General features: G+C 66.8%; 13 protein-coding genes and 1 other RNA gene. 8 read left to right on the top strand and 6 right to left on the bottom strand.

All coding sequences use genetic code 11. From position 1 onward, the window contains the following. The first annotated feature begins 158 nt into the window (after positions 1-158). From HRUBRA_RS07380 to HRUBRA_RS07390, 3 genes are read left to right on the top strand one after another with little or no spacing between them, the layout of a single operon-like run. A complete protein-coding gene (locus HRUBRA_RS07380) occupies positions 159-1,256 on the top strand; it encodes a mitochondrial fission ELM1 family protein (protein WP_052094505.1) in 1,098 nt (365 codons plus the stop codon). Beyond that, positions 1,250-1,891 (top strand): hypothetical protein, encoded by a 642-nt coding sequence (locus HRUBRA_RS15400; RefSeq protein ID WP_035515962.1) that lies wholly within the window; start codon positions 1,250-1,252, stop codon positions 1,889-1,891. The genes HRUBRA_RS07380 and HRUBRA_RS15400 overlap by 7 nt, the downstream gene beginning before the upstream one ends. After that, complete coding sequence (locus tag HRUBRA_RS07390) at positions 1,888-2,964, top strand: diacylglycerol/lipid kinase family protein (protein ID WP_052094506.1); 1,077 nt, start codon at positions 1,888-1,890, stop codon at positions 2,962-2,964. Before HRUBRA_RS15400 ends, HRUBRA_RS07390 begins: the two co-directional genes overlap by 4 nt. A 228-nt stretch (positions 2,965-3,192) precedes the next feature. Here the strand turns inward: HRUBRA_RS07390 and HRUBRA_RS14690 are convergent, their stop codons facing one another. The 3 genes from HRUBRA_RS14690 to ssrA form a co-directional block, all read right to left on the bottom strand. Continuing rightward, positions 3,193-3,585, bottom strand: coding sequence for a hypothetical protein (locus HRUBRA_RS14690; protein WP_052094507.1), 393 nt, complete (start codon positions 3,583-3,585; stop codon positions 3,193-3,195). Positions 3,586-3,689: 104 nt separating this feature from the next. After that, positions 3,690-3,890, bottom strand: a complete 201-nt coding sequence (locus tag HRUBRA_RS07400; protein WP_035515964.1) for a hypothetical protein — start codon at positions 3,888-3,890, stop codon at positions 3,690-3,692. A 256-nt stretch (positions 3,891-4,146) separates the two neighbouring features. Further along, positions 4,147-4,516, bottom strand: a transfer-messenger RNA (tmRNA) gene (ssrA, locus tag HRUBRA_RS14955). 165 nt (positions 4,517-4,681) lie between these two features. Here ssrA and HRUBRA_RS07405 point away from each other — a divergent pair. Continuing rightward, positions 4,682-5,767, top strand: coding sequence for an AI-2E family transporter (locus HRUBRA_RS07405; protein ID WP_144244422.1), 1,086 nt, complete (start codon positions 4,682-4,684; stop codon positions 5,765-5,767). A gap of 21 nt (positions 5,768-5,788) precedes the next feature. On the opposite strand, the gene HRUBRA_RS07410 is transcribed toward HRUBRA_RS07405, so the two are convergent. The 3 genes from HRUBRA_RS07410 to HRUBRA_RS07420 all read right to left on the bottom strand — a co-directional run bounded on the left by HRUBRA_RS07410 (position 5,789) and on the right by HRUBRA_RS07420 (position 12,055). Further along, positions 5,789-8,392 carry an acyl-CoA dehydrogenase gene (locus tag HRUBRA_RS07410; RefSeq protein WP_084592522.1) on the bottom strand — a complete coding sequence of 868 codons (2,604 nt, stop codon included), beginning with the start codon at positions 8,390-8,392 and terminating at the stop codon, positions 5,789-5,791. 147 nt (positions 8,393-8,539) lie between these two features. Beyond that, positions 8,540-11,293, bottom strand: coding sequence for an aconitate hydratase AcnA (acnA, locus tag HRUBRA_RS07415; protein WP_035515966.1), 2,754 nt, complete (start codon positions 11,291-11,293; stop codon positions 8,540-8,542). Positions 11,294-11,401: 108 nt separating this feature from the next. Beyond that, positions 11,402-12,055, bottom strand: coding sequence for a peroxiredoxin (locus HRUBRA_RS07420; protein ID WP_035515969.1), 654 nt, complete (start codon positions 12,053-12,055; stop codon positions 11,402-11,404). Between the two features lie 150 nt (positions 12,056-12,205). On the opposite strand from HRUBRA_RS07420, the gene HRUBRA_RS07425 reads away from it, so the two are divergent. From HRUBRA_RS07425 to HRUBRA_RS07440, 4 genes are all read left to right on the top strand, one after another. Beyond that, positions 12,206-13,003, top strand: a complete 798-nt coding sequence (locus tag HRUBRA_RS07425; protein WP_052094509.1) for a thioesterase family protein — start codon at positions 12,206-12,208, stop codon at positions 13,001-13,003. A gap of 101 nt (positions 13,004-13,104) precedes the next feature. After that, positions 13,105-16,755, top strand: a complete 3,651-nt coding sequence (nifJ, locus tag HRUBRA_RS07430; RefSeq protein ID WP_035515974.1) for a pyruvate:ferredoxin (flavodoxin) oxidoreductase — start codon at positions 13,105-13,107, stop codon at positions 16,753-16,755. A gap of 1 nt (position 16,756) precedes the next feature. Beyond that, positions 16,757-17,770 (top strand): dihydroorotate dehydrogenase-like protein, encoded by a 1,014-nt coding sequence (locus HRUBRA_RS07435; protein ID WP_035515977.1) that lies wholly within the window; start codon positions 16,757-16,759, stop codon positions 17,768-17,770. A gap of 592 nt (positions 17,771-18,362) precedes the next feature. Next, the gene (locus HRUBRA_RS07440; protein ID WP_035515978.1) at positions 18,363-20,615 is read left to right on the top strand and encodes a TonB-dependent hemoglobin/transferrin/lactoferrin family receptor; all 2,253 of its coding nucleotides are present in this window, start codon (positions 18,363-18,365) and stop codon (positions 20,613-20,615) included. The last annotated feature ends 1 nt before the right edge of the window (position 20,616 follow it).

Here is a 20,616-nt window from a genome sequence, read left to right on the forward strand (position 1 = left end):
TGACATGGCGCGCACCCTAGCAAAGGGCGTGGCGCGATCGGATAAGCCCCTGGGGTGGATTGCCGCGCGCGACCCCTGGGCTAGCTTCGGCGCCTCTTTCGTCGACAGCCCCGGGAACCATGACTGCACCGCTTGCCAGCGCATGCCTTGAAAAACCCATGGAAACAGTGGTTTGGCTTTTGCAGAGTGACCGCGCGGGGGACAACAACCAGGTCCTGGCCCTGGGGGAATTACTCGGGCTGCCGGCGACCCGGAAACGCATCGTTTATCGCTCCCCGGTACTATTACCGAAGATTGTGTCGGCCCGTTCCCGCAATCTGCTTGTGGCCGGTGTGGACCGGCGTCGCAGTGCACCCCTGGCGCCGCCCTGGCCGGCGCTGGTCATCAGCGCCGGCAGGGAGATGGAACCTGTTGCACGCTGGATCCGCCGGCAGTCGGGGGGACGGACCCGCCTGGTGCATATGGGCCGTCCCTGGGCGCCGCTGGAAGCCTTTGATCTGGTTATCAGCACGCCCCAGTACGCGCTCCCGGAGCGGGACAACGTGCTGATGATCGGCCTGCCCCTGCACCGCGTCCACCGCGCCCGCCTGGCGGCGGCGGCGTCCGTCTGGGGAGCACGCTTCGCCCACCTGCCCGGTCCGCGGACGGCGGTGCTGCTTGGCGGCAGCAGCGGTTCTTTCGTGTTCAGCCCGCGCAAGGGCGCCGAGCTCGGGCGCCTGGTGAACGCCCGCGCCCGCGCCGAAGGTGGCTCCCTGCTGGTGACCGATAGCGCTCGCACCTGCCCGGCGACCTTCGAGGCGTTCCGGGCGGAGCTCACGGTGCCGGTCTATGTCTACCGCTGGCAGGAGGGTGCCGCGGCCAATCCCTATTTCGCCTTTCTCGGCGTGGCCGACCGGCTGGTAACGACCGGCGAGAGCGTGTCGATGCTCGCCGAGGCCAGCGTGACCGGCAAGCCGCTGCTCATCTATGACCTCGCCGAGCACCTGCCGGTCGACGCCGGCGCCTGGCAGCGCCTTCGCGCGGCGCTTTGCTACCACGCGCTGCGCGACCGCTTTGCCCGCCTTCTGGGGCCGGCCTACATGCAGCGCGACATCGAGATCATCCAGCGTCAGCTCGTCGCCAGCGGCAGGGCTGACTGGCTCAATCGCTGCGGCGGCAACCTCCGGGAGGCCGCGCCGCGGCCGGCGGCGATGGCCGATGATCTGCGCGCGCTCGGGCGCATCCGCGACCTCCTCGGCCTGACGCTGCCATGCTGAGCCGCACGGCGGTGATCACCCTCTCCCTTCTTGGGCTGCTGTTGCTGAACGTCTGGCTGGCGCGGCTGCCCTGGGCGTCGCTGAGCGCGGTCTACCAGGAAAACGGCCTGCTCGAGCACGGCCAGCTGGCCCTCGCTGTGCTCGCGGCGCTGCTCGCCGCGGGGCGCGCCGTCCGCAGTGAGAGCGACTTCGGTCGCCGGCTCTTCGCCGCACTGGCGCTGGCGTTCCTGGCCATCGTCTACCGCGAGGCGGATTTCCGCGCCTGCATAGCGCCCGGCAGCCTTATGCATCAGCTTTCCTACCTGCTCAAGTACGCCATCTTCCCGGCGTGCTACGGCTACCTTCTGTTTCTCCTGCTCCACTGCCTGCGTGCGGACCCACCGCGCCTGCTGCGCTTCCTCTTCGCCGACATCGGTGTGCTTCTGCCCCTCGCCACGGCCCTGGTGCTGTGCGCCGCAGCGCTCGACAAAAGTCTGCTGGACGTACCGGGCCCCGGCCGCCTGGTGGAGGAGGTGCTGGAGCTGAACGCCTATGCGCTGCTGTTGCTGTTGGTGGCGCTCGGCGAAAGGCGACCGACGGTCACGGCGGCCGGGCCCGGGGTCGCCGGCAGCGCGCGCTTCCCGGGGCCGCCGTGACTGCCGCTGGACGCGCGGGGCTGCTGTCCGCAGGGGCCGTTGCCCGCTGGCCGCTGCCGGTGCTCGGGGATTCCGCGACCGCCGCGACATCCTTGATCCTGCGCAGTCGTACCCTGCGCATCGGCGTGCTCAGCAATGCCAATAGTGGTCACAACCGACGCCGGCTTGCGCGGCTGGCCGCGCTGGCTGCGCGCTATCCGTACGTTATGCACCGGGCCACGGGCCATGGGGATGAAGTGCTCGGCGCGCTTCAGGACTTTGCCGCCCGCGGGATCGATGTGCTGGCGATCAACGGCGGTGATGGCACGATCGCACGGGTTCTCGGGGAGGTGCTGGAGCGCCGGCCCTTTGCGGCGCGTCTGCCCATAGCGCTGTTGCCCGGGGGGACCGCCAACATGACCGCGGACCGGCTGGGCGTCCGCGGCGGCCTGCTCCGGGCCGCACGGCGCCTGTTTGTCTGGGCCGGCGGGGGCGACGGTAACTGCCGGCCGCTTGTGCGCCCGCTCCTGCGGGTACGCTTTGCAGACGGTCGCGATAACGCCTACGGCATGTTCCTCGGCGCCGGCGCGGTCATCCAGGGCACCGAATACGCGCACCGGGAGGTGCACGCGCGTGGCCTGCGGAACAACGCCGGTCTCGCGGTTGCCGTAGCGCGCACGCTGTGGGGTTTGCACCGTGGCGATCCCCGTTTTGTGCAGCCGGTCAACCTGACCATGACCATCGACGGGTATACCACGGTAGCGGGTCAGCCGATGGCTACGCTGCTTGTCAGCAGCCTTGAGCGCCTCTTCCTCGGGATCAATCCGTTCTGGGGAGGCGGTGACGGCCCGCTGCGCAGTACCGTCCTCGGCCCGGCGCCCCGGCGTCTGCTGCGCAGTCTGCCCTGGCTGCTGTCCGGGCGCGCGAGCGGCGCCATGACCGAGGCCGCCGGTTACCGGAGTCGCTGCGGCGAGTGCCTGGAGCTTGCGCTGGACGGAACGCTGAATATCGACGGGGAATGTCACGAGGTACGCCGGGCCATGGGCCCTGTGGTGGTGGATGTCGGTGGCCGCTTCGAATTCCTGAGGCTCTGAGCAACCTCACTTTCTGGCGCGGCCTCGACCGGTGCCGGCGGCTCCTGGCCACCGGGGGCGACACTCCGGCCGGAGTCTATGGCAGCGAGGTGGCTGACCTTGTGATCGGCACCGTGGCCGCTGCTGCACAGGCGCGCAGGTGACGCTGGTCGAAAAGGCGCCAGCCCGCGGCACTGCTGAAGCAACTGCCGGCGGCTTTCCCGGCCGCTAACGCGGTGCCTGGATCGACTACCTCGGCGGCTGGCGCTCGAGGTATACCGTGCGCGCAAGCATAAGGAGCAGCCCGACAGCGCCTGTGAACATGACGGCGATAACCCACACTTCCGATTTCATGCCTGCAGCCCGCGCCCGGTTTTGTAAAAGAAAAAAGCCTGCCGCCAGCAGCATGAGGCGATCGAACCAGGCGTGCAGTCCCCAGGCGGATCCGGTCAGCAGGGGCCAGAAGCCGGACAGCTCTTCCCGGTAAATCGCGACGCCACCCCACGCCGCCAGGGGCAGCGCCACTGCCAGCGGAACCAGCCAGGCCGGCCAGGCAACGCGGTCCTTGGTCTGGGTTACAAGCAGCATGGCAAAAGCGGCGGCGGCGAAGCCCGCCAGGGCAATGACTTCCGACGTCGACATGAATGGTTTCCTCACCGTTTCCCGGGGCCATCTTAGCGTGCCCCGGGGGAATGCCAACAGCCGCCGTGCTCAGCGGCCTGCGGCCTTTTGCGTCGAGGAACGGGTCAGAAGTAGATGCCCGGATTCAGATCCAACGGTACCTGAAGATCGTTATTGCCACCGCTGGCCGGGGCGGCCCCGAAGTCCGAGCCAATCCAGGCGTTGCGCTGGCCGAGGGCGATATCGGTATGAAAGCCTCTCCGGCCCTGGGCCGGAGAGGGGAATTGGTGGAGGCGGCGGGACAGCTGATCCATGCCTTTCGACATGGGCTGGACTATTCCTTCACCTGCCATGGGCAGAGCCCATGGCAGGGGAGGGCGTGTTGTGGACATCGAAACGCCCACCCTAGTACTCCCTGGGTGCTCTTGGCACCGGTAGGAGCCTATGAGTCTCTAGCCGGCTTGCTGGTTTCCCATTCACCGGACGGCGTTGGCATAGGGCTTTCTGCTGCCAGCCCCGTAGCGTTCACCGTATGAGCCCTCTTTTTCCAACGGGGATCACTCCCCGTGGCGACCATGATGTTAATCGAACCCGCGTCCGCCAGTACTCTGCCTTCGGCTCTACATGCTTAGGTTCCGTCTATTGCTTTAACCTTCCACAGCCCGGCGGGCAGGACGTGGTCGGCGAGCCCCGTTTAGGTTTAGCAGCATGATCCGGGGCGAACCCTGCTGCGATCCAGTTCTCTATGACAGTCAGTAGCGCGGTACTGGCACCTTGCTAAGGACCGCTGGGGCCGAAGCCACCAGATGAGGATCACGATGGACCGCTTACGCGGCCAGCGCTACCTCGTAGTTGTCGTCATTGGCAACTATTGGTTTGCAGCTTTGGATTTACGTGATTGGCTGCCATCACGGCATGCACCTCAGGGTTCGTGACTGCCGTCGAATCCATATCGCCCCCGAAACGTACTGAGAGAGAATAACATACTGCTGTTACCCAGTTGTCACGATCTTTGACGGGGCGGGCTGGGAATAGTTCCCTTGCCCTGCCCGGTGGCCGCCAGGCTGCAAAGGCCTGCATAATGACGACCACGGTTAACTGCCGCCGGAGTGCAGCTGTGAGCGAAAAGCTCGAACACATGGCCTTCCTCAGCCTGCTGGTAGCGGTCACGCTGCTTTTCGGGCTGTTGCTCTGGCCCTTTCTGGCGCCGTTGCTCTGGGCTGCGATCATTGCCGTGCTGTTCCACCCGGTGCAGCTCTGGCTGTCGCGGCGCTGGGGCGATCGGCCGAATACTATTGCCCTGGTTACGCTGCTGGCCTGTGTGGTGCTGGTAGTGATCCCGGTGCTCTTCCTGCTGATCTCGTTCCTCCAGCAGGGGCTGGCACTGTTCGAGAAGATCGAGGCGGGCCAGCTCCAGCCCGGGATGTACCTTGAGAAGGTCCGTGCCGCTTTTCCGGGAATCCAGGCGTTCCTCGAGCGACTGGATATCGACATGGCGACCGCCCGGGAAAACGCGGCGCAGGCGGCCGTCAGCGCGAGCCAGTTCCTCGCCCGTAACGCGTTGGCCTTCGGTCAGGGTGCCTTCGGCTTCATGCTGCAGCTTGCGCTCATGCTTTATGTTGCGTTCTTCCTGCTGCGCGATGGTCGCGCGCTGATCGAGCATCTTATTCATGCCATGCCCCTGGGGGACGAACGCGAGAGGCACCTGTTCCAGAAGTTTGCCGAGGTCGCCCGGGCCACCGTCAAGGGCAACCTCCTGGTAGCAATGGTGCAGGGGGCGCTGGGCGGCCTTATTTTCTGGATTCTCGGCCTCCCTGCGGCGCTACTCTGGGGCGTCGTGATGACCGTGCTGTCGCTGATTCCCGTGGTCGGCGCGGGTGTCGTGTGGCTCCCCGCAGCGCTTTATCTGTACGCGATCGGCGAACTTGTCGCAGCGACCGTGCTCATTGCCTACGGTGTCCTGATCATCGGCCTGGCCGACAATATTCTGCGGCCGATTCTGGTGGGCCGTGATACCAAGCTGCCGGACTGGATGGTGCTGCTGTCTACCCTCGGGGGCATTGCCCTGGTCGGTATCAACGGCTTTGTCGTGGGTCCGCTCATCGCCGTGCTGTTCGTGGCGTTCTGGCAGATCTTCAGCGACGAGTTCAACCCCGTTACCCGGATAGAACATTCCGCCGAGGAGGAGGCCGGCGAGGGGTAACGCCCCACCGGGCCGGTTGCCTCAGGCGGCGTTGTCCGGGCCGGTGTCCGTAGCCGTTGTGTCGCCGGTTTCCTCAACCGCATAGCTGCCGGGTTCCCGGTGGGGTTCGGGTTCTTCGAGGAGATCCAGCGGCTCGGGGCGCTCCACCACCCGGCGCTTGCCCTTCGCCGCGGCTGCCAGCTCGCGCAGGCCGTCCGGGTCGAAGGCGTCTACGCGTAGCACGTCATAGAGTGCGGTCAGGGCCGCCAGCAGCGGCTCACGCTCTTCTTCGCTGACAATGCCCTCGGCAACGGCCCAGTTCACCAGCTCGGTGCGCTGGTGGCCCATGAGCAGGGCGATGCCGTCGAGCTCGTCCTCATCGCGTTTGCGTATCGCCGCGTGCAGCCGGTCGCGGATGTGCTGGGTCTCCCGGGCGAGCCGGTAGGCATTGAGCACCCGGCCGAGGGAATCGTCGGGGCTCTCGTTCCGGTAGCAGCCTTCGGCCAGAACGTCGCGCAGCGGCGTGTCCTCGACGATGGCAGCGGCAACGGTGCGGCCCAGCGTGTCGTCGGGCCCGCTCAGGCGCGTGTGGCTTGGCGGGAACACCAGCCAGCGCAGCGGGCGGCGGAGGCCGGGAACGGGGAAATTATCCACGGCGCTGCGCAGGGCGGCCTGCAGCTCCGCGAGATTGCGCTGCAGGCACCACTCCACCAGCGGTTTCTGCTCCGCCGCATAGCCCTGCTCATGCCAGAACTTGATCACCGCCGAGGCATAGTAGAGCGCGACGAGGCTGTCGGCCATGCGCCCGGAGAGACGCTGGCGGGCCTTCAGGCCGCCACCGACGGAGAGCAGGGTCACGTCCGTTAGCAGAGCGAACGCGGCGGAGAAGCGGGCCAGCTGACGGTAGTAGCGCTCGAGGTCTGCCTTGAACGGCACGCGCTCGAGCCGTCCGCCGGCATAGGCCAGGAGCAGAGCGCGCAGGCCGTTGCGCACGGTGTGTGCCATGTGTCGGTAAAATACACCGTCGAAGCTGCGGGTACCGCGTGCGCTGTCGCTGTCCCGCGCGGCTTCGATCTCCCGGGTGATGAAGGGGTGGCAGCGGATCGCACCCTGACCGAAGACCATCAGGCTTCGGGTAAGGATATTGGCCCCCTCGACGGTGATTGCGATGGGCACGGCCTGGTAGGCCCGGGCGAGGAAGTTGCGCGGTCCGGTGATCACGCCGCGGCCGGCGACCACGTCCATGGCGTGGTTGATGGCCTGGCGCATGAGGTCCGTGTTGCGATACTTGAGCAGCGCCGAGGGCACGGAGGGGCGCACGCCGCGATCGAGCATGCCCACGGTGAGCAGCCGCGCCGCGTTCATCTGGTAGGCGTGGCCGGCGAGCGGCTCCAGCGCTTCCTGCACACCCTCGAACTCGCTGATAGAGCGGCCGAACTGCTCCCGCGTATAGGCGTAGGCACCGGTGGCCAGGCTGGCGAGTTTGCCGGCCCCGGTGCCGAGCGCCGGCAGTGAAATAGAGCGGCCGATCGACAGGCACTCGAGCAGCATGGTCCAGCCCCGGCCGATCCCCGCGCGGCCGCCGATGACCTGGTCCAGGGGGATGAACACGTCCTCGCCCCAGGTGGGGCCATTCATGAACACGGTATTCATGGGCAGGTGCCGCGCGCCGGCGTTGACGCCGGCAAGGTCCCGGGGCACCAGTACGCAGGTAACGCCCACGGCCTCGTCGCCACCGAGCAGGCGGTCCGGATCGTAGACCTTGATGGCCAGGCCGATGAGCGTCGCCACCGGGGCCAGCGTGATATAGCGCTTGTTCCAGGTGACGCTGAGGCCGAGCACCTCCTCGCCCTGCCACTGACCGCGGCAGACGATGCCCTTGTCGGGTATGGCCCCCGCATCAGAGCCGGCCACGGGAGAGGTGAGGGCGAAGCAGGGGATCTCGTCACCGCGGGCCAGCCGCGGCAGGTAGTAGTCCTTCTGCTCGTCCGTACCGTACTCGAGGAGCAGTTCGCCCGGGCCCAGGGAGTTCGGCACCATGACCGTGACGGCGGCAGAGACGCTGCGCGTAGACAGCTTCATGACCGTTTCCGAGTGGGCCGTGTGCGAGAAGCCCTTGCCCCCGTAGGCCTCGGGAATCATCAGACCGAGGAAGCCATCGGCCTTGATCTGCTCCCAGACCGGTGTCGGCAGGTCGAAGTCCTCATGCACCATCGCCCAGTCGTCGAGCATGGCACAGAGGCGCTCAACCGGACCATCGACGAAGGCCTGCTCGGCCTCGCTCAGCTGCGCCGGCCGCGCCTTGAGCAGCTTGTCCCAGTCCGGATGTCCGGAGAAGAGCTCACCGTCCCAGTCCACGGAGCCGGATTCCAGTGCCTGCGCCTCCGTGTCCGAGAGCGTCGGCAGCATGCCGCGGATGCGCTGCAGCAGCAGGGCGCTCAGGTAGCGCTGCCGCAGGGGGTTGGGGTGGAGCAGTATCAGCGCGGCGATGAGAAGGACAAGGCCCAGGGCGATGGCGAAGGCGCCGCCGCCGTCCAGGACCATACCCAGCAATGTCCCCAGGGCCAGGGTGATGGTGGCGGGGGTTGCCGCCGTCTCCCGGTAGATGAGAACGAGGGCAGTGATGAAAAAGAGCAACAGGGTCATGACGGCGCTCCTCAGGGGCGGGTCGCTTAAACCCTAGTTCATGGATGGCAATTTTCCAGTGGCGCTGCGCCTGGAGCGGCTGGCTTCGCAACCGGTTGTTCCACCGGCGCCCCGGGGGACGCCTTGCCGGCCCTGAGGACCGGGGTCTCAGTCAGCCATCAGCTGCCGCAGCACGTAGTGCAGGATGCCGCCGCCGGCGTAGTAGCTGGCTTCGTTGGCGGTGTCGATGCGGGCCTTCAGCTTGCAGCTTCGGGTGCTGCCGTCGGGGTAAGTAACGTCCAGGGTCACCGTCTGCCCGGGGGTGACGCCGCCGGCGATACCGTGCAGTGCCAGCGTCTCCTCGCCCGTCAGGGCGAGGGTCCGGCGGTTCTCGCCGTCCGCGAACTGCAGCGGCAGCACGCCCATGCCGATGAGATTCGACCGGTGAATCCGTTCGAAGGATTCGGCGATCACCGCGCGCACGCCCAGGAGCAGCGTGCCCTTGGCCGCCCAGTCGCGGCTTGAGCCGGTGCCGTATTCCCGCCCGGCCACCACCACCAGCGGGGTGCCCTCCTTCCCATAGCGCATGGCGGCGTCGTAAATCGACAGCTGCTCACCGCTCGGTACGTGGCGCGTATAGCCGCCCTCCACGTCGTCGAGCATCTCGTTGTTGATGCGCACGTTGGCGAAGGTTCCCCGCATCATGACTTCATGATTGCCGCGGCGCGAGCCGTAGGAATTGAAGTCCGGCTTGTGAATGCCGTGTTCGATAAGGTAGCGCCCCGCGGGGCTGTCGGTGCTGAAGGCGCCCGCTGGGGAGATGTGGTCTGTGGTCACGCTGTCGCCGAGGAGCGCGAGGATGCGGGCCCCCTCGACGTCCGTCAGCGCCCCGGGCTCCGGCGCCATGCCCTGGAAGTAGGGTGGATGCTGAATGTAGGTCGAGCTGTCGGTCCACTGGTAGGTTTTGCTGTCCGGTACCTTGATGGCCTGCCAGGTTGCGTCGCCGTCGAAGACCGAGGCGTATTCGTCCCGGAACATGGCCGTGCTCACCCGGGCCACCGCTTCAGCGACCTCGGCCTGGCTCGGCCACAGATCCGCCAGGTACACGGCGTTGCCGTTGGCGTCCTCGGCGATCGGATCCCTGCTGAGGTCCAGGCGCACATTCCCGGCGAGGGCGTAGGCCACCACCAGCGGCGGCGACGCCAGCCAGTTTGCCTTCACCAGCGGGTGCACCCGGCCTTCGAAGTTGCGGTTGCCGGAGAGCACCGAGGAGACCGTGAGGTCGCCGGTGACGATGGCCTTTTCGATCGGTTCCCGCAGTGGGCCGCTGTTGCCGATACAGGTCGTGCAGCCGTAGCCGACCAGATTGAAGCCGAGCCGGTCGAGGGCCGCCTGCAGGCCGCTCGCCGCGAGGTATTCGGTCACCACCCGGGAGCCTGGTGCCAGGGAGGTCTTTACCCAGGGTTTTACGGTGAGCCCCCGGGCCACCGCTTTCTGCGCGAGCAGGCCAGCGGCCATCATCACGCTCGGGTTGGAGGTGTTGGTGCAGGAGGTGATTGCTGCGATCACCACGGCACCGGGGTTCAGGTGCAGGGGCTCGCCGTCGAGCTCGCAGTACTGGCTGCTGGCGTGCAGATAGCTGGCGTCGATGCCGACAGCGCCCTGGCCGCCCTCGCTCTCAAGGCGGCCGGTGTCGGCGGGGGCCGTGCCCTCGCCCTGCTCCATAAGCAGTTCGAAGGTGCTGCGCACCTTGCTGAGGCCAACCCGGTCCTGCGGGCGCTTGGGGCCGGCGAGGCTCGCTTCCACCGTGTCCAGATCCAGCTCCAGAACACTTGTGTAGGACGGCTCGTGCCCCGGCGTGCGCCACAGACCCTGGGCCTTGCAGTAGGCTTCTACCAGCGCGACCTGGTCTGCATCGCGACCGGTGAGCTCGAGGTAGGCCAGGGTTTGCTCGTCCACAGGGAAGAACCCGCAGGTGGCGCCGTACTCGGGCGCCATATTGGCGATGGTGGCGCGATCCGCCACGGGCATCTGGGCGAGGCCGTCGCCGAAGAACTCCACGAACTTACCGACCACCCCGTGCGCGCGCAGCATCTCCGTCACCGTGAGCACCAGGTCCGTGGCCGTAATGCCCTCGCGCAGCCGGCCGTTCATGCGGAAGCCCACGACCTCCGGAATCAGCATGGATACCGGCTGGCCGAGCATGGCGGCCTCCGCTTCGATCCCGCCCACGCCCCAGCCGAGGACGCCGAGACCGTTGATCATGGTGGTATGGGAATCGGTACCCACCAGCGTATCCGGGAAGGCCGTGAGGTTGCCGTGTCGATCGTCGCTCCACACGGTGCGCGCCAGGTACTCCAGATTCACCTGGTGGCAGATGCCCGTGCCGGGCGGCACCACCCGGAAGTTGTTGAAGGCCTGCTGGCCCCAGCGCAGAAACTCGTAGCGCTCCTGGTTGCGCTGCATTTCAATAGACACGTTGTCGGCAAAGGCCGAAGCCGAGCCGTATTCGTCCACCATGACGGAGTGGTCGATCACCAGGTCTACCGGAGAGATCGGATTGATTTTCGCCGGGTCGCCGCCGGCGGCGGCGAGCGCGTCGCGCATGGCCGCAAGATCGACGATGGCAGGCACGCCCGTGAAGTCCTGCATGAGCACCCGCGCCGGCCGGAACTGAATCTCCGTTTTCGAGCGCTTGTCGTCGAGCCATGCCGCCATGGCGTCGAAATGGCTGCGGCTCACGGTTTCATCATCTTCGTAGCGCAGCAGGTTCTCAAGCAGCACCTTCAGGGAGAAGGGCAGGCGCTCGAGGTCACCGAGCTGCTTTGCCGCCCGCGGCAGGCTGTGGTAGCCGTAGCTGCGATGACCGACTTGCAGGTCGGTAAGCGTGTTGAGGCTGTTTTTGGCGCTGGAGTGGGTCACGGTGGCCTCCGGGTTACTTCGGGGGGGGTGCCCCGTTGCCGGGGCGCAGGCTCGGGCACCGGTGGGCGCGCTGGTCGCGCCCGGCGCCCGCGCGGGGTCGCCGGACCCCTACTGCGGCATTTTCGTGGTGCGCAGGTAGGGCAGGCGGATCTCGATCTCGCCGAACTTCGCCTTCGCGGCGTCGTCATCGAGAGACAGTGCCACGATGACGTCCTGGCCGTGCTCCCAGTTGGCCGGCGTGGCGATGGGGACGCCGTAGGTTGCCTGCAGCGCGTCCAGGGCACGCAGGACCTCGGCGAAGTTGCGGCCGACGCTCATGGGGTAGGTCATGGACAGCTGCAGTTTCTTGTCGGGGCTGATGATGAGCACGGAGCGGACGCTGGCCGAGTCCGTCGCGGTGCGCCCGTCGGGCAGGTAGGCGTCCGCCGGCAGCATATCCAGCGCCTTGGACACCTCTAGGTTCTCGTCGGCGATGATCGGGAAGCCGGCCGGCGCGCCGCAGAAGTCCTCGATGTCGGCCTTCCACTGCCTGTGCTCCTCGACACCGTCCACGGACAGGCCGATGACCTTTGTGCCACGCTTCTCCCACTCGGCGGCCAGGGTGGAGACGGCGCCGAATTCGGTGGTGCAGACCGGGGTGAAGTCCTTGGGATGGCTGAAGAGAATCGCCCAGCTGTCGCCGACGAAGTCATGCAGGCTGAAGGTGCCCTGGTCGGTCTCGACGGTGAGGTTGGGGACGGTGTCGTTGATGCGAAGACCCATGCGGTCGCTCCTCTGTTGTTGGCGGGAGGGGCACAGAGTATAGACCCTCGGACCGGGCGGCGTCCTGTCCGCAGTGATCGCGCGTTGACCGCGTCCGGGAAAGCCCCTAAGTTGCTCGCTTCCTGCAGGAGCCGTCGGGGAGCGACACGCATGGGATTTCACGCCGACACCGCCGTCGAGGCCGTCGCCGATGGGCGCTATGGCGCCACGCTCCAGGAGGGCTGGGACGTGGTCGGCAACGCCAACGGCGGCTACCTCCTGGCGATCGCAGCCCGGGCCATGATGGCCGCGTCAGGCCGGCCGCACCCGGTCACCCTGAGTGCGCACTTCCTTTCCCCGGGGCGCCCCGGGCCACTGACCATCGACTGCGAGACCATCAAGGAGGGGCGCCGCTTCGCAACCTTGTCGGCGACGCTGGCCAGCGCGGAGAGACCGCTCCTGCGCCTGCTCGGCGGCTTTGCTGATCTCGGCGCCCTGGAGGGGCCCGCGCGCATCGAGGAGCAGCCCCCCGAGCTGCCGCCGCCGGACGAGTGCCCGCGGGTGCGGGCCGCGCCGGAGGGCTTTCCGCCGGCGATGATGGACCGCATCGATCTCCGGCTGCACCCCGAGGATGCGGGCTTCAAGGCCGGCAGGCCCTCCGGGCGCCCTCTGTTTCGCGGCTGGTTCCGGCTGCTGGACGAAGAGCCGCTGGATGCCTGCGCGCTGCTCCTGGCCCTCGATGCCTTCCCGCCGACGATCTTCAACGCCAACCTCCCCGTGAGCTGGACGCCGACGGTGGAACTCACCGCCCACCTGCGCGCGATCCCCGCGCCGGGCTGGCTGCGCTGCCGCTTCAGCACCCGCTTCATCGCCGGGGGGCTCATGGAAGAGGATGGCGAGCTCTGGGACTCCGAGGGCCATTTCGTCGCCCAGTCCCGGCAGCTGGCGCTGGTGCCCCGGGGCGGTTGAGCTCACCGGGCCGATCGGCCCGATTCCTGACCGAGGTCAATGCCCTGCTGCGTCCGGCGGGCGCAGCATGGGGGCGTCACTTTCAAGCCCGGGAGGCGGCCATGGCTGCCGCAGCTACGCTCACCATTGACGGTAACGAGGCGGCGGCTCGTATCGCCCACCTTACCAACGAAGTCATTGCCATCTATCCCATCACCCCGGCCTCGCCCATGGGCGAATGGTCCGACGAGTGGTCGGCGCAGGGGCGGCAGAACCTCTGGGGCAGCGTGCCCCGGGTGGTGGAGATGCAGAGCGAGGCCGGCGCCGCCGGCGCGATTCACGGCGCCTTGCAGGTCGGTGCGCTGACCACGACCTTTACGGCCTCCCAGGGCCTGCTGCTGATGCTGCCGAACATGTACAAGATCGCCGGCGAGCTGTCGCCGACGGTTTTTCACATCGCCGCGCGCTCCCTGGCCTGCCAGGCGCTGTCTATCTTCGGCGATCACAGCGACGTGATGGCGGCGCGGAGCACGGGCTTTGCGATGCTTGCGGCGAACTGCCCGCAGGAGGTGCATGACCTGGCGCTCATCGCCCAGGCCGCCACGCTCCGTGGACGCATCCCGGTACTGCACTTCTTCGACGGCTTCCGCACCTCCCATGAGGTGGCGAAGCTGACGGCGGTGTCCCCAGAGACGGTGCGCGCGCTTATCGACGAGGCGGCGGTTCATGCGCACCGGCGCCGGGCCCTGTCGCCGGAGCACCCGGTACTGCGTGGCAGCTCCCAGAACCCGGATGTGTACTTCCAGGCGCGGGAAACGGTGAATCCCTACTACACTGCCTTTCCGGCCCTGGTGCAGGAAACCATGGACGCCTTCGCCGCCCTTACGGGGCGTCAGTACCGGCTCTTCGATTATGTGGGCGACGCTGCCGCCCAGCGGGTTGTGGTGCTTATGGGCTCCGGTGCCGAGGCCGCGGAGGAGGCCGTTGACTACCTCGTGCGCCAGGGTGAGCCTGTGGGCGTGCTCAAGGTGCGCCTGTACCGACCCTTTGACGCCGGGGCCCTGCTTGCGGCCCTGCCGGCTACGGTGCGCGCCATCGCCGTGCTGGACCGGACCAAGGAACCCGGTGCCGACGGCGAGCCGCTGTACAAGGACGTGGTCGCGGCGCTGGCCCGCGATGCCATGAGCGGGCGTCGACTGCCGGCACTGCCGCGCGTGGTCGGCGGCCGCTATGGCCTGTCTTCCAAGGAGTTCACGCCGGGGATGGTCAAGGCCGTGCTCGACGAGCTGGCGACGGATACGCCGGCCGATGGCTTTACTATCGGCATCCACGACGACGTCAGCCACACCAGCCTGCCCTGGGACGCGGGTTTTCGTGCCGACGCCCACGACGGCTGCTTCCAGGCGTTGTTCTACGGTCTCGGCAGTGACGGTACGGTGGGTGCGAATAAGAACAGCATCAAGATCATCGGCGAAGCGACGGACCTCTACGCCCAGGGCTACTTTGTCTACGACTCCAAGAAGTCCGGCGCGACGACCGTGTCCCATCTGCGCTTCGGACCCCGGCCGATCCGCTCGAGCTACCTCATCGAGGACGACGGCGCCGACTTCGTTGGTTGCCACCAGCCGAACTTCCTCGGCAGCGTCGCTATGCTTGCCGGGGCGGCGCCCGGGGCCGTTTTTCTGGTGAATTCCCCGGAGCCTCCGGAGCGCTTCTGGGAAAGTCTTCCGACTGAAGTGCAGGCGCAAGTCTCGGCCAAGGGGCTTTCGCTGTACTGCATCGATGCCTACCAGGTGGCTGCCGCTTGTGGCCTCGGCAAGCGCATCAACACCATCATGCAGACCTGCTTCTTCGCCATCTCCGGCGTGCTGCCGCGGGAAGACGCCATGGTCGCCATCAAGGACGCCGTCGAGAAAACCTACGGCCGCCGGGGTCGCCGTATCGTCGAGGTGAACTTCGCCGCGATCGACGCGACCCTGGCCGCGCTGTACGAGGTACCCGTGGGCACGGTGGCGGATGCGTCGGCGCGGGGACGTCTCTCCCACAGCGAGGCAGGGGATGTTCCCGGCGACAGCTTCGCTGACCGGGTCACGCGCCGTATCATGGCGGGGCAGGGCGACCTGATCCCGGTCAGTGCCCTGCCTGTGGACGGCAGCTTCCCGGTGGGGACCGCCGCCCTTGAGAGGCGGAACCTCGCGCTGGAAATTCCGGTGTGGGATGCGGACCTCTGCACCCAGTGCGGCAAGTGCGCGCTGGTCTGCCCGCACGCGGCGATCCGCGCCAAGGTGTTCGATGCGGGGCTCATGGACGATGCACCGCCGACCTTCAAGGCCGTACCCACCCGCAGCAAGGATTACCCCGACGGTACCCTCATGAGCTACCAGGTGGCGCCGGAGGACTGCACCGGTTGCACTCTGTGCGTGGACATCTGCCCGATCCGCGACAAGTCCAACGCCAGCCACAAGGCCCTGAACATGGCGCCGCAGCCGCCGCTCCGGGACGATGAGCGCGATAACTGGACCTTTTTTACGGGCCTGCCCGAGTACCCGCGGCCGGCGCTGAAGACCGGCACGATTCCCGGCGCGATGGTGCTGGAGCCGCTGTTCGAGTTTTCCGGCGCCTGCGTGGGCTGTGGCGAGACGCCCTACCTCAAGCTCGTCAGCCAGCTCTTCGGCGACCGCATGGTGGTCGCCAACGCCACCGGCTGCTCATCTATCTACGGCGGCAACCTGCCGACCACGCCGTGGAAGGCCAATGCGGAGGGGCGGGGTCCGGCCTGGAACAACTCGCTGTTCGAGGACAACGCGGAGTTCGGCCTCGGCATGCGTATGGCGATTGACCAGCAGGCTGTCCACGCGCAGGAGTTGCTGTTGTCGCTCCGGGACCGGCTCGATCCAACCCAGGTCGATGCCATCCTCGGCGCGGACGAGAGCGACGAGGCGGGCATTCACGAGCAGCGCCAGCGCGTTGCCGCCCTGCGCGAGGCCCTCGCCCGCCTTGACGGCGAGGCCGCGGCAAACCTCGTGGAGCTGTCGGAAAACCTGTGCCGCAAGTCGGTCTGGTGCGTCGGCGGCGACGGCTGGGCCTACGATATCGGCTTCGGCGGTGTCGACCACGTCCTGGCGTCCGGGCAGGACATCAACATCCTGGTGCTGGATACGGAGGTCTACTCCAATACCGGTGGCCAGACCTCCAAGGCGACGCCACGGGGCGCCGTGGCGAAGTTCTCTGCCGGCGGCAAGGCCGTGGCGAAGAAAGACCTGGCTCTGCTTGCCATGGAGTACCCGGACGTCTACGTCGCCCACATTGCCTATGGCGCCAAGGATACGCAGACCCTGAAGGCCTTTCTCGAGGCCGAGGCGCACCCGGGGCCGTCGCTGATCATCGCCTTCAGCCCCTGCATCGCTCACGGGGTCGACCTGTCGAACAACCACCACCAGCAGGATCTCGCTGTGAAGAGCGGCCACTGGCCCCTGTTCCGCTTCAACCCGGCGCGCCTTGCGAACGGGCAGAACCCGCTGCAGCTGGATTCAAAGGCGCCAAGCGTACCCTACCGGCAGTACATGGCATCGGAAACGCGCTTCAGTATGCTCTGGCACAGCCATCCTGACGACGCGGAGACCTTCGCCGACCAGGCTCAGCGCGAAATCGACACCCGCTTTGAGCACTATCGGCAGCTGGCGGCCCTGGACTGGAACGAAGGCGAGACGCTCAGCGCCGCCAAGGCGCAGCGTCGCAAGCAGGTGGAAAGCAGCCGCGGGGAGGACGAGTGATATGGCAGACCTCAGCAGCGCCTATCTGGGCCTGGCCCTCAAGAACCCGCTGATACCGTCCTCGTCGCCACTGACCGGTGACCTCGATGGCGCCCGCCGCCTCGAGGATGCCGGCGCGGCGGCGATCGTGCTGCCGTCCCTCTTCGAAGAGACGATCCTTGCCGAGGAGGCGCGCATGACGCGCTTCCTCGACGATCAGGGCATCGGCCATGGGGAGGCAGACAGCTTCCGCCCGCTGCCGGCGCGCTTTCAGGGCACCGAAGAGACCTACCTCAACCGGCTGCGGCAACTCAAGGAGGCGCTGGCCATCCCGGTGATCGCAAGTCTCAACGGCACGACAGACGGCGGTTGGCTCAGCCACGCAACAAGCCTCGCCGAAGCCGGCGCCGACGCGCTGGAGCTCAACATCTACTACCTGGCGGCGGATCCCCTTGCTACGGCAGCTGCCGTGGAGGCGCGTTACCTTGCGGTGGCGGAGAAGCTGGTGGCATCGGTGGACCTGCCCGTCGCGGTCAAGCTATCGCCACAGTTCACGGCGCCCCTGGACCTTGTGCGGGCGCTGGAGCGCGTAGGCGTACGCGGGGTGGCCCTATTCAATCGCTTTTACCAGCCAGACATCGACTTGGAGACGCTGGAGGTGGTGCCGCGACTCGCCTTGTCGACGCCGGAGGAAGCACTCCTGCGGATCCGCTGGACCGCCATGCTCCGTGGCCATACCCGCTGTGCTATCGCTGTGACCGGGGGCTTCCACAGCGCCGATGACGCCCTCAAGGCGCTGCTGGCCGGTGCCGATGTGGTTCACCTGTGCAGTGTGCTGCTCCGGGAGGGTCCCGCAGCCCTTGCGGCCATGCTCGTGGCGCTCCGCTGCTGGCTCGAAGAGCGCGAGTACGAGTCCGTTGACCAGCTCAAGGGCAGCCTGAGTTGCCAGCATGCGCCGGACCCGGCAGCTTATGCCAGGGCCAATTATGTGCAGGTGCTGGAGAACTACAGCGTGCCTTCAGGGGTGCGTTTCTAGGGGGTGACCGCTGCCGGTGCAGCCGGCCAGTCGGGGCCGGTCAATAGAGGCGGGTCAGTAAGGGCGGGTCAGTAAGGAAAGTACCGCCAGCTTACGATATAGAGCGCGATGAGGGCCGCACCGGTGACCACCCAGGCGGTGCCCGCCATTGCCGGGTGCATCCGCATTCCCTGGCCGGGCCAGCGCTGTGCTGGTGTCCGGGTCCCGGCTTCGGGGGCAGAGGGCCAGTCGAAGAGAGAGTGGGCAGGTTTCAGGCCGGCATGCTTTTCGGGCGTCTGATGTGTCATGGAGCGGCCTCGGGTAACGGCTGAGTACCGAGCATAGTCCATCGGCCGGCAAATGCAAATAATTATCAATAATAATTGCCGGCGCTGCTTCGACCGGCCCCGGTACATCCTCGTGCTGCTCGGTTAACAGCGCTTCTGGTCCGTACCGGCATTGCGAGGACCAGACGGAAGGCCCGGAGCTTCGCAAAAGCAGCAGCACGCCTGCGCGCTGGCTTGCGTCCACCCCCGGGCTTGACAAGCCAATAAACGTAACCTTTAATCAAATGCATCTAATTCGCATTTGCATATGAGAATGGAGGTTACCCGTGTCTTGCTCGCTCCCCCCCACCCGTCATCGCTGGTCCTTTCTGGGCCTGGCCCTCCTGCCTCTGGGCGGCGTCGCAGCCCCGGAGGAAGAGCCCGGCGCACTGGAGGCCCGCCTGGAAACAGTCACCGTCGTCGGCACGCGTACGGAGCGCACCCTTGACGAGGTAGAGGCTACCATCTCCGTCTACGGCCGGGAGGACATCGAGCGGCAGGTCGTGCGCGATATCCAGGATCTTGTCCGCTACGAGCCCGGCGTCAGTGTCGGCGGTACCGGCAGCCGCTTTGGCCTGGAGGGCTTTACCATCCGTGGCGTGGGCGGCAACCGGGTGCTCACCATGGTTGATGGCATCCGCATGCCGGAGGAGTTCTCCTTCGGCCCCTTTCTTTCGGCGCGGCGGGACTTCGTCGACGTCGACACGGTCTCACGGGTTGAAATTGCCCGGGGCCCGGTGTCTACGCTCTATGGCAGCGATGCCCTCGGCGGGGTAGTGGCCATCACGACCCGGTCGCCGCGGGAGTATCTCGATGATGGCGATCCCGGGTTTCTTGGTGTCAAGACCGGGTACTCCAGTGAAGACAACAGCTATGTCGGCGCCGTGACCGGAGCCTACGGTGGCGAGCGTTTTGCCGGTCTCATCAACTACACCTACCGCAGCGGTGACGAGACCGAGACCGGCGGCAGCGTCGGCGGCAACGGCCCGGGCCGCAGTCAGGCCGACCCCCAGGCCATCGACACGGAAAGTCTGGGCGCCAAGCTTGCCTTTATGCCGGCTGAGGGCCATGAACTCATCCTCGGCCTCGAGCGCTTCGAGAGCACCGTTGACACCACGCTTCTCTCGAACTTCGGCACAGTGGTGCGCGGCACGGTGACCGACAGCCGTGTGTCCGGTGATGAGCGCGAGCGCGAACGCTACAGTCTCGAATATCGCTACGACAACGCCGGCGGCGTCATCGACTCGGCGCGGGTGACGCTGTACCAGCAGACCTCCGAGACCTTCCAGGCTACCTTCGAGGAGCAAACCGCGCCGGGTTTCCGGGCACAGACGCGGCAGCGCTTCTCGACCTTCGATCAGGAAATCCAGGGCCTCTTTGCTCAAGGCAGCCGAAACCTGGCGTTCGCCGGGGCACAGCACACGGTCACCTTCGGCATCGACTGGTACCGCACAGACAATGAGAACATCCGCGACGGCGGCACCTTTGACGCGCTTACCGGTGAGCGGCAGTTTCAGTTCATGCCCCTGCCGACGCGAGACTTTCCATCTACTCAGGTCGAGAACCGCGCCTTTTTTCTTCAGGACGAGATCGTGCTCATGGACGGCCGCTTGCGCGTGACGCCGGGCTTGCGCTTTGACGATTACAGCGCCGATGTGTCGCCGGACGCCCTGTATTTTGAGGGCAACCCGGGCGTGGCGCCGCCAGAGGACTACGACGACTCGGATCTGACCCTCAAGCTCGGCGCGCTCTATCGCTTCACCGAGTCGGTTTCGGCCTGGGGTCGCTACAGTGAGGGCTTCCGTGCGCCGCCCTATGACGACGTCAACGTCGGCTTTTCCAATTTCCTCGGTGGCTACAAGTCCATTGCCGCCCCCAACCTGGAAAGCGAGACCAGCGCGGGCTTCGAGGTCGGCCTTCGCTTCCAGGGCGACTGGGGGCAGGCGCAGTTCGCCGCCTTCCGTACGGAGTACGACAACTTCATCGAGGCAAACGCCATCGCCCCGGCGTTTCTCGCAACCGGCGGCGTCGACCCGCGCGATGGGCTGCTGACCTTCCAGTCCATTAATCGCGGGCGCGTCGACATCGAGGGCCTGGAGTTCCGCGGGCGCCTGAGCCTGGAAGTCCTGGCGCCGCGGCTTGCTGCTTTCTCTCTGGAAGCGGCCGCCGCCTGGGCCGAGGGCGACGACGACAACGGTGTTCCCGTTAATACCGTGGATCCTTTCAACGCGGTACTCGGGCTGCGCTGGGCGCCTCCCCAGGCCCGTTGGGAGACAGAGCTGGTCTGGACCTTCGCCGCGGACAAAGACGAGGAGGACATCGACGGCCCACGCTTTGCTTCCGATAGCCTCCATGTGCTGGATCTGCTCGCTCATATCGACCTTCGCGACAACCTGCAGCTGGATATCGGTGTGTTCAATCTGCTCGATGAGACCTACCTGCGCTGGGCGGATACGGCGGGCATCGCCGAGCTCGACAACCCGGAGCGGTTCACCCGGCCGGGGCGGAACGTGGGCGTGACGCTGCGGGCGGACTGGTGAT

The sequence above is a fragment of the Pseudohaliea rubra DSM 19751 genome, from assembly GCF_000764025.1.
GTDB lineage: Bacteria > Pseudomonadota > Gammaproteobacteria > Pseudomonadales > Halieaceae > Pseudohaliea > Pseudohaliea rubra.

Excerpts from the sequence above, each read along its gene's own strand:
- HRUBRA_RS07380 (WP_052094505.1), top strand. The coding sequence starts at position 159 with ATGGAAACAGTGGTTTGGCTTTTGCAGAGTGACCGCGCGGGGGACAAC.
- HRUBRA_RS15400 (WP_035515962.1), top strand. The coding sequence starts at position 1,250 with ATGCTGAGCCGCACGGCGGTGATCACCCTCTCCCTTCTTGGGCTGCTG.
- HRUBRA_RS14690 (WP_052094507.1), bottom strand. The coding sequence starts at position 3,585 with ATGTCGACGTCGGAAGTCATTGCCCTGGCGGGCTTCGCCGCCGCCGCT.
- HRUBRA_RS07400 (WP_035515964.1), bottom strand. The coding sequence starts at position 3,890 with ATGTCGAAAGGCATGGATCAGCTGTCCCGCCGCCTCCACCAATTCCCC.
- HRUBRA_RS07410 (WP_084592522.1), bottom strand. The coding sequence starts at position 8,392 with ATGACCCTGTTGCTCTTTTTCATCACTGCCCTCGTTCTCATCTACCGG.
- HRUBRA_RS07420 (WP_035515969.1), bottom strand. The coding sequence starts at position 12,055 with ATGGGTCTTCGCATCAACGACACCGTCCCCAACCTCACCGTCGAGACC.
- HRUBRA_RS07425 (WP_052094509.1), top strand. The coding sequence starts at position 12,206 with ATGGGATTTCACGCCGACACCGCCGTCGAGGCCGTCGCCGATGGGCGC.
- nifJ (WP_035515974.1), top strand. The coding sequence starts at position 13,105 with ATGGCTGCCGCAGCTACGCTCACCATTGACGGTAACGAGGCGGCGGCT.
- HRUBRA_RS07435 (WP_035515977.1), top strand. The coding sequence starts at position 16,757 with ATGGCAGACCTCAGCAGCGCCTATCTGGGCCTGGCCCTCAAGAACCCG.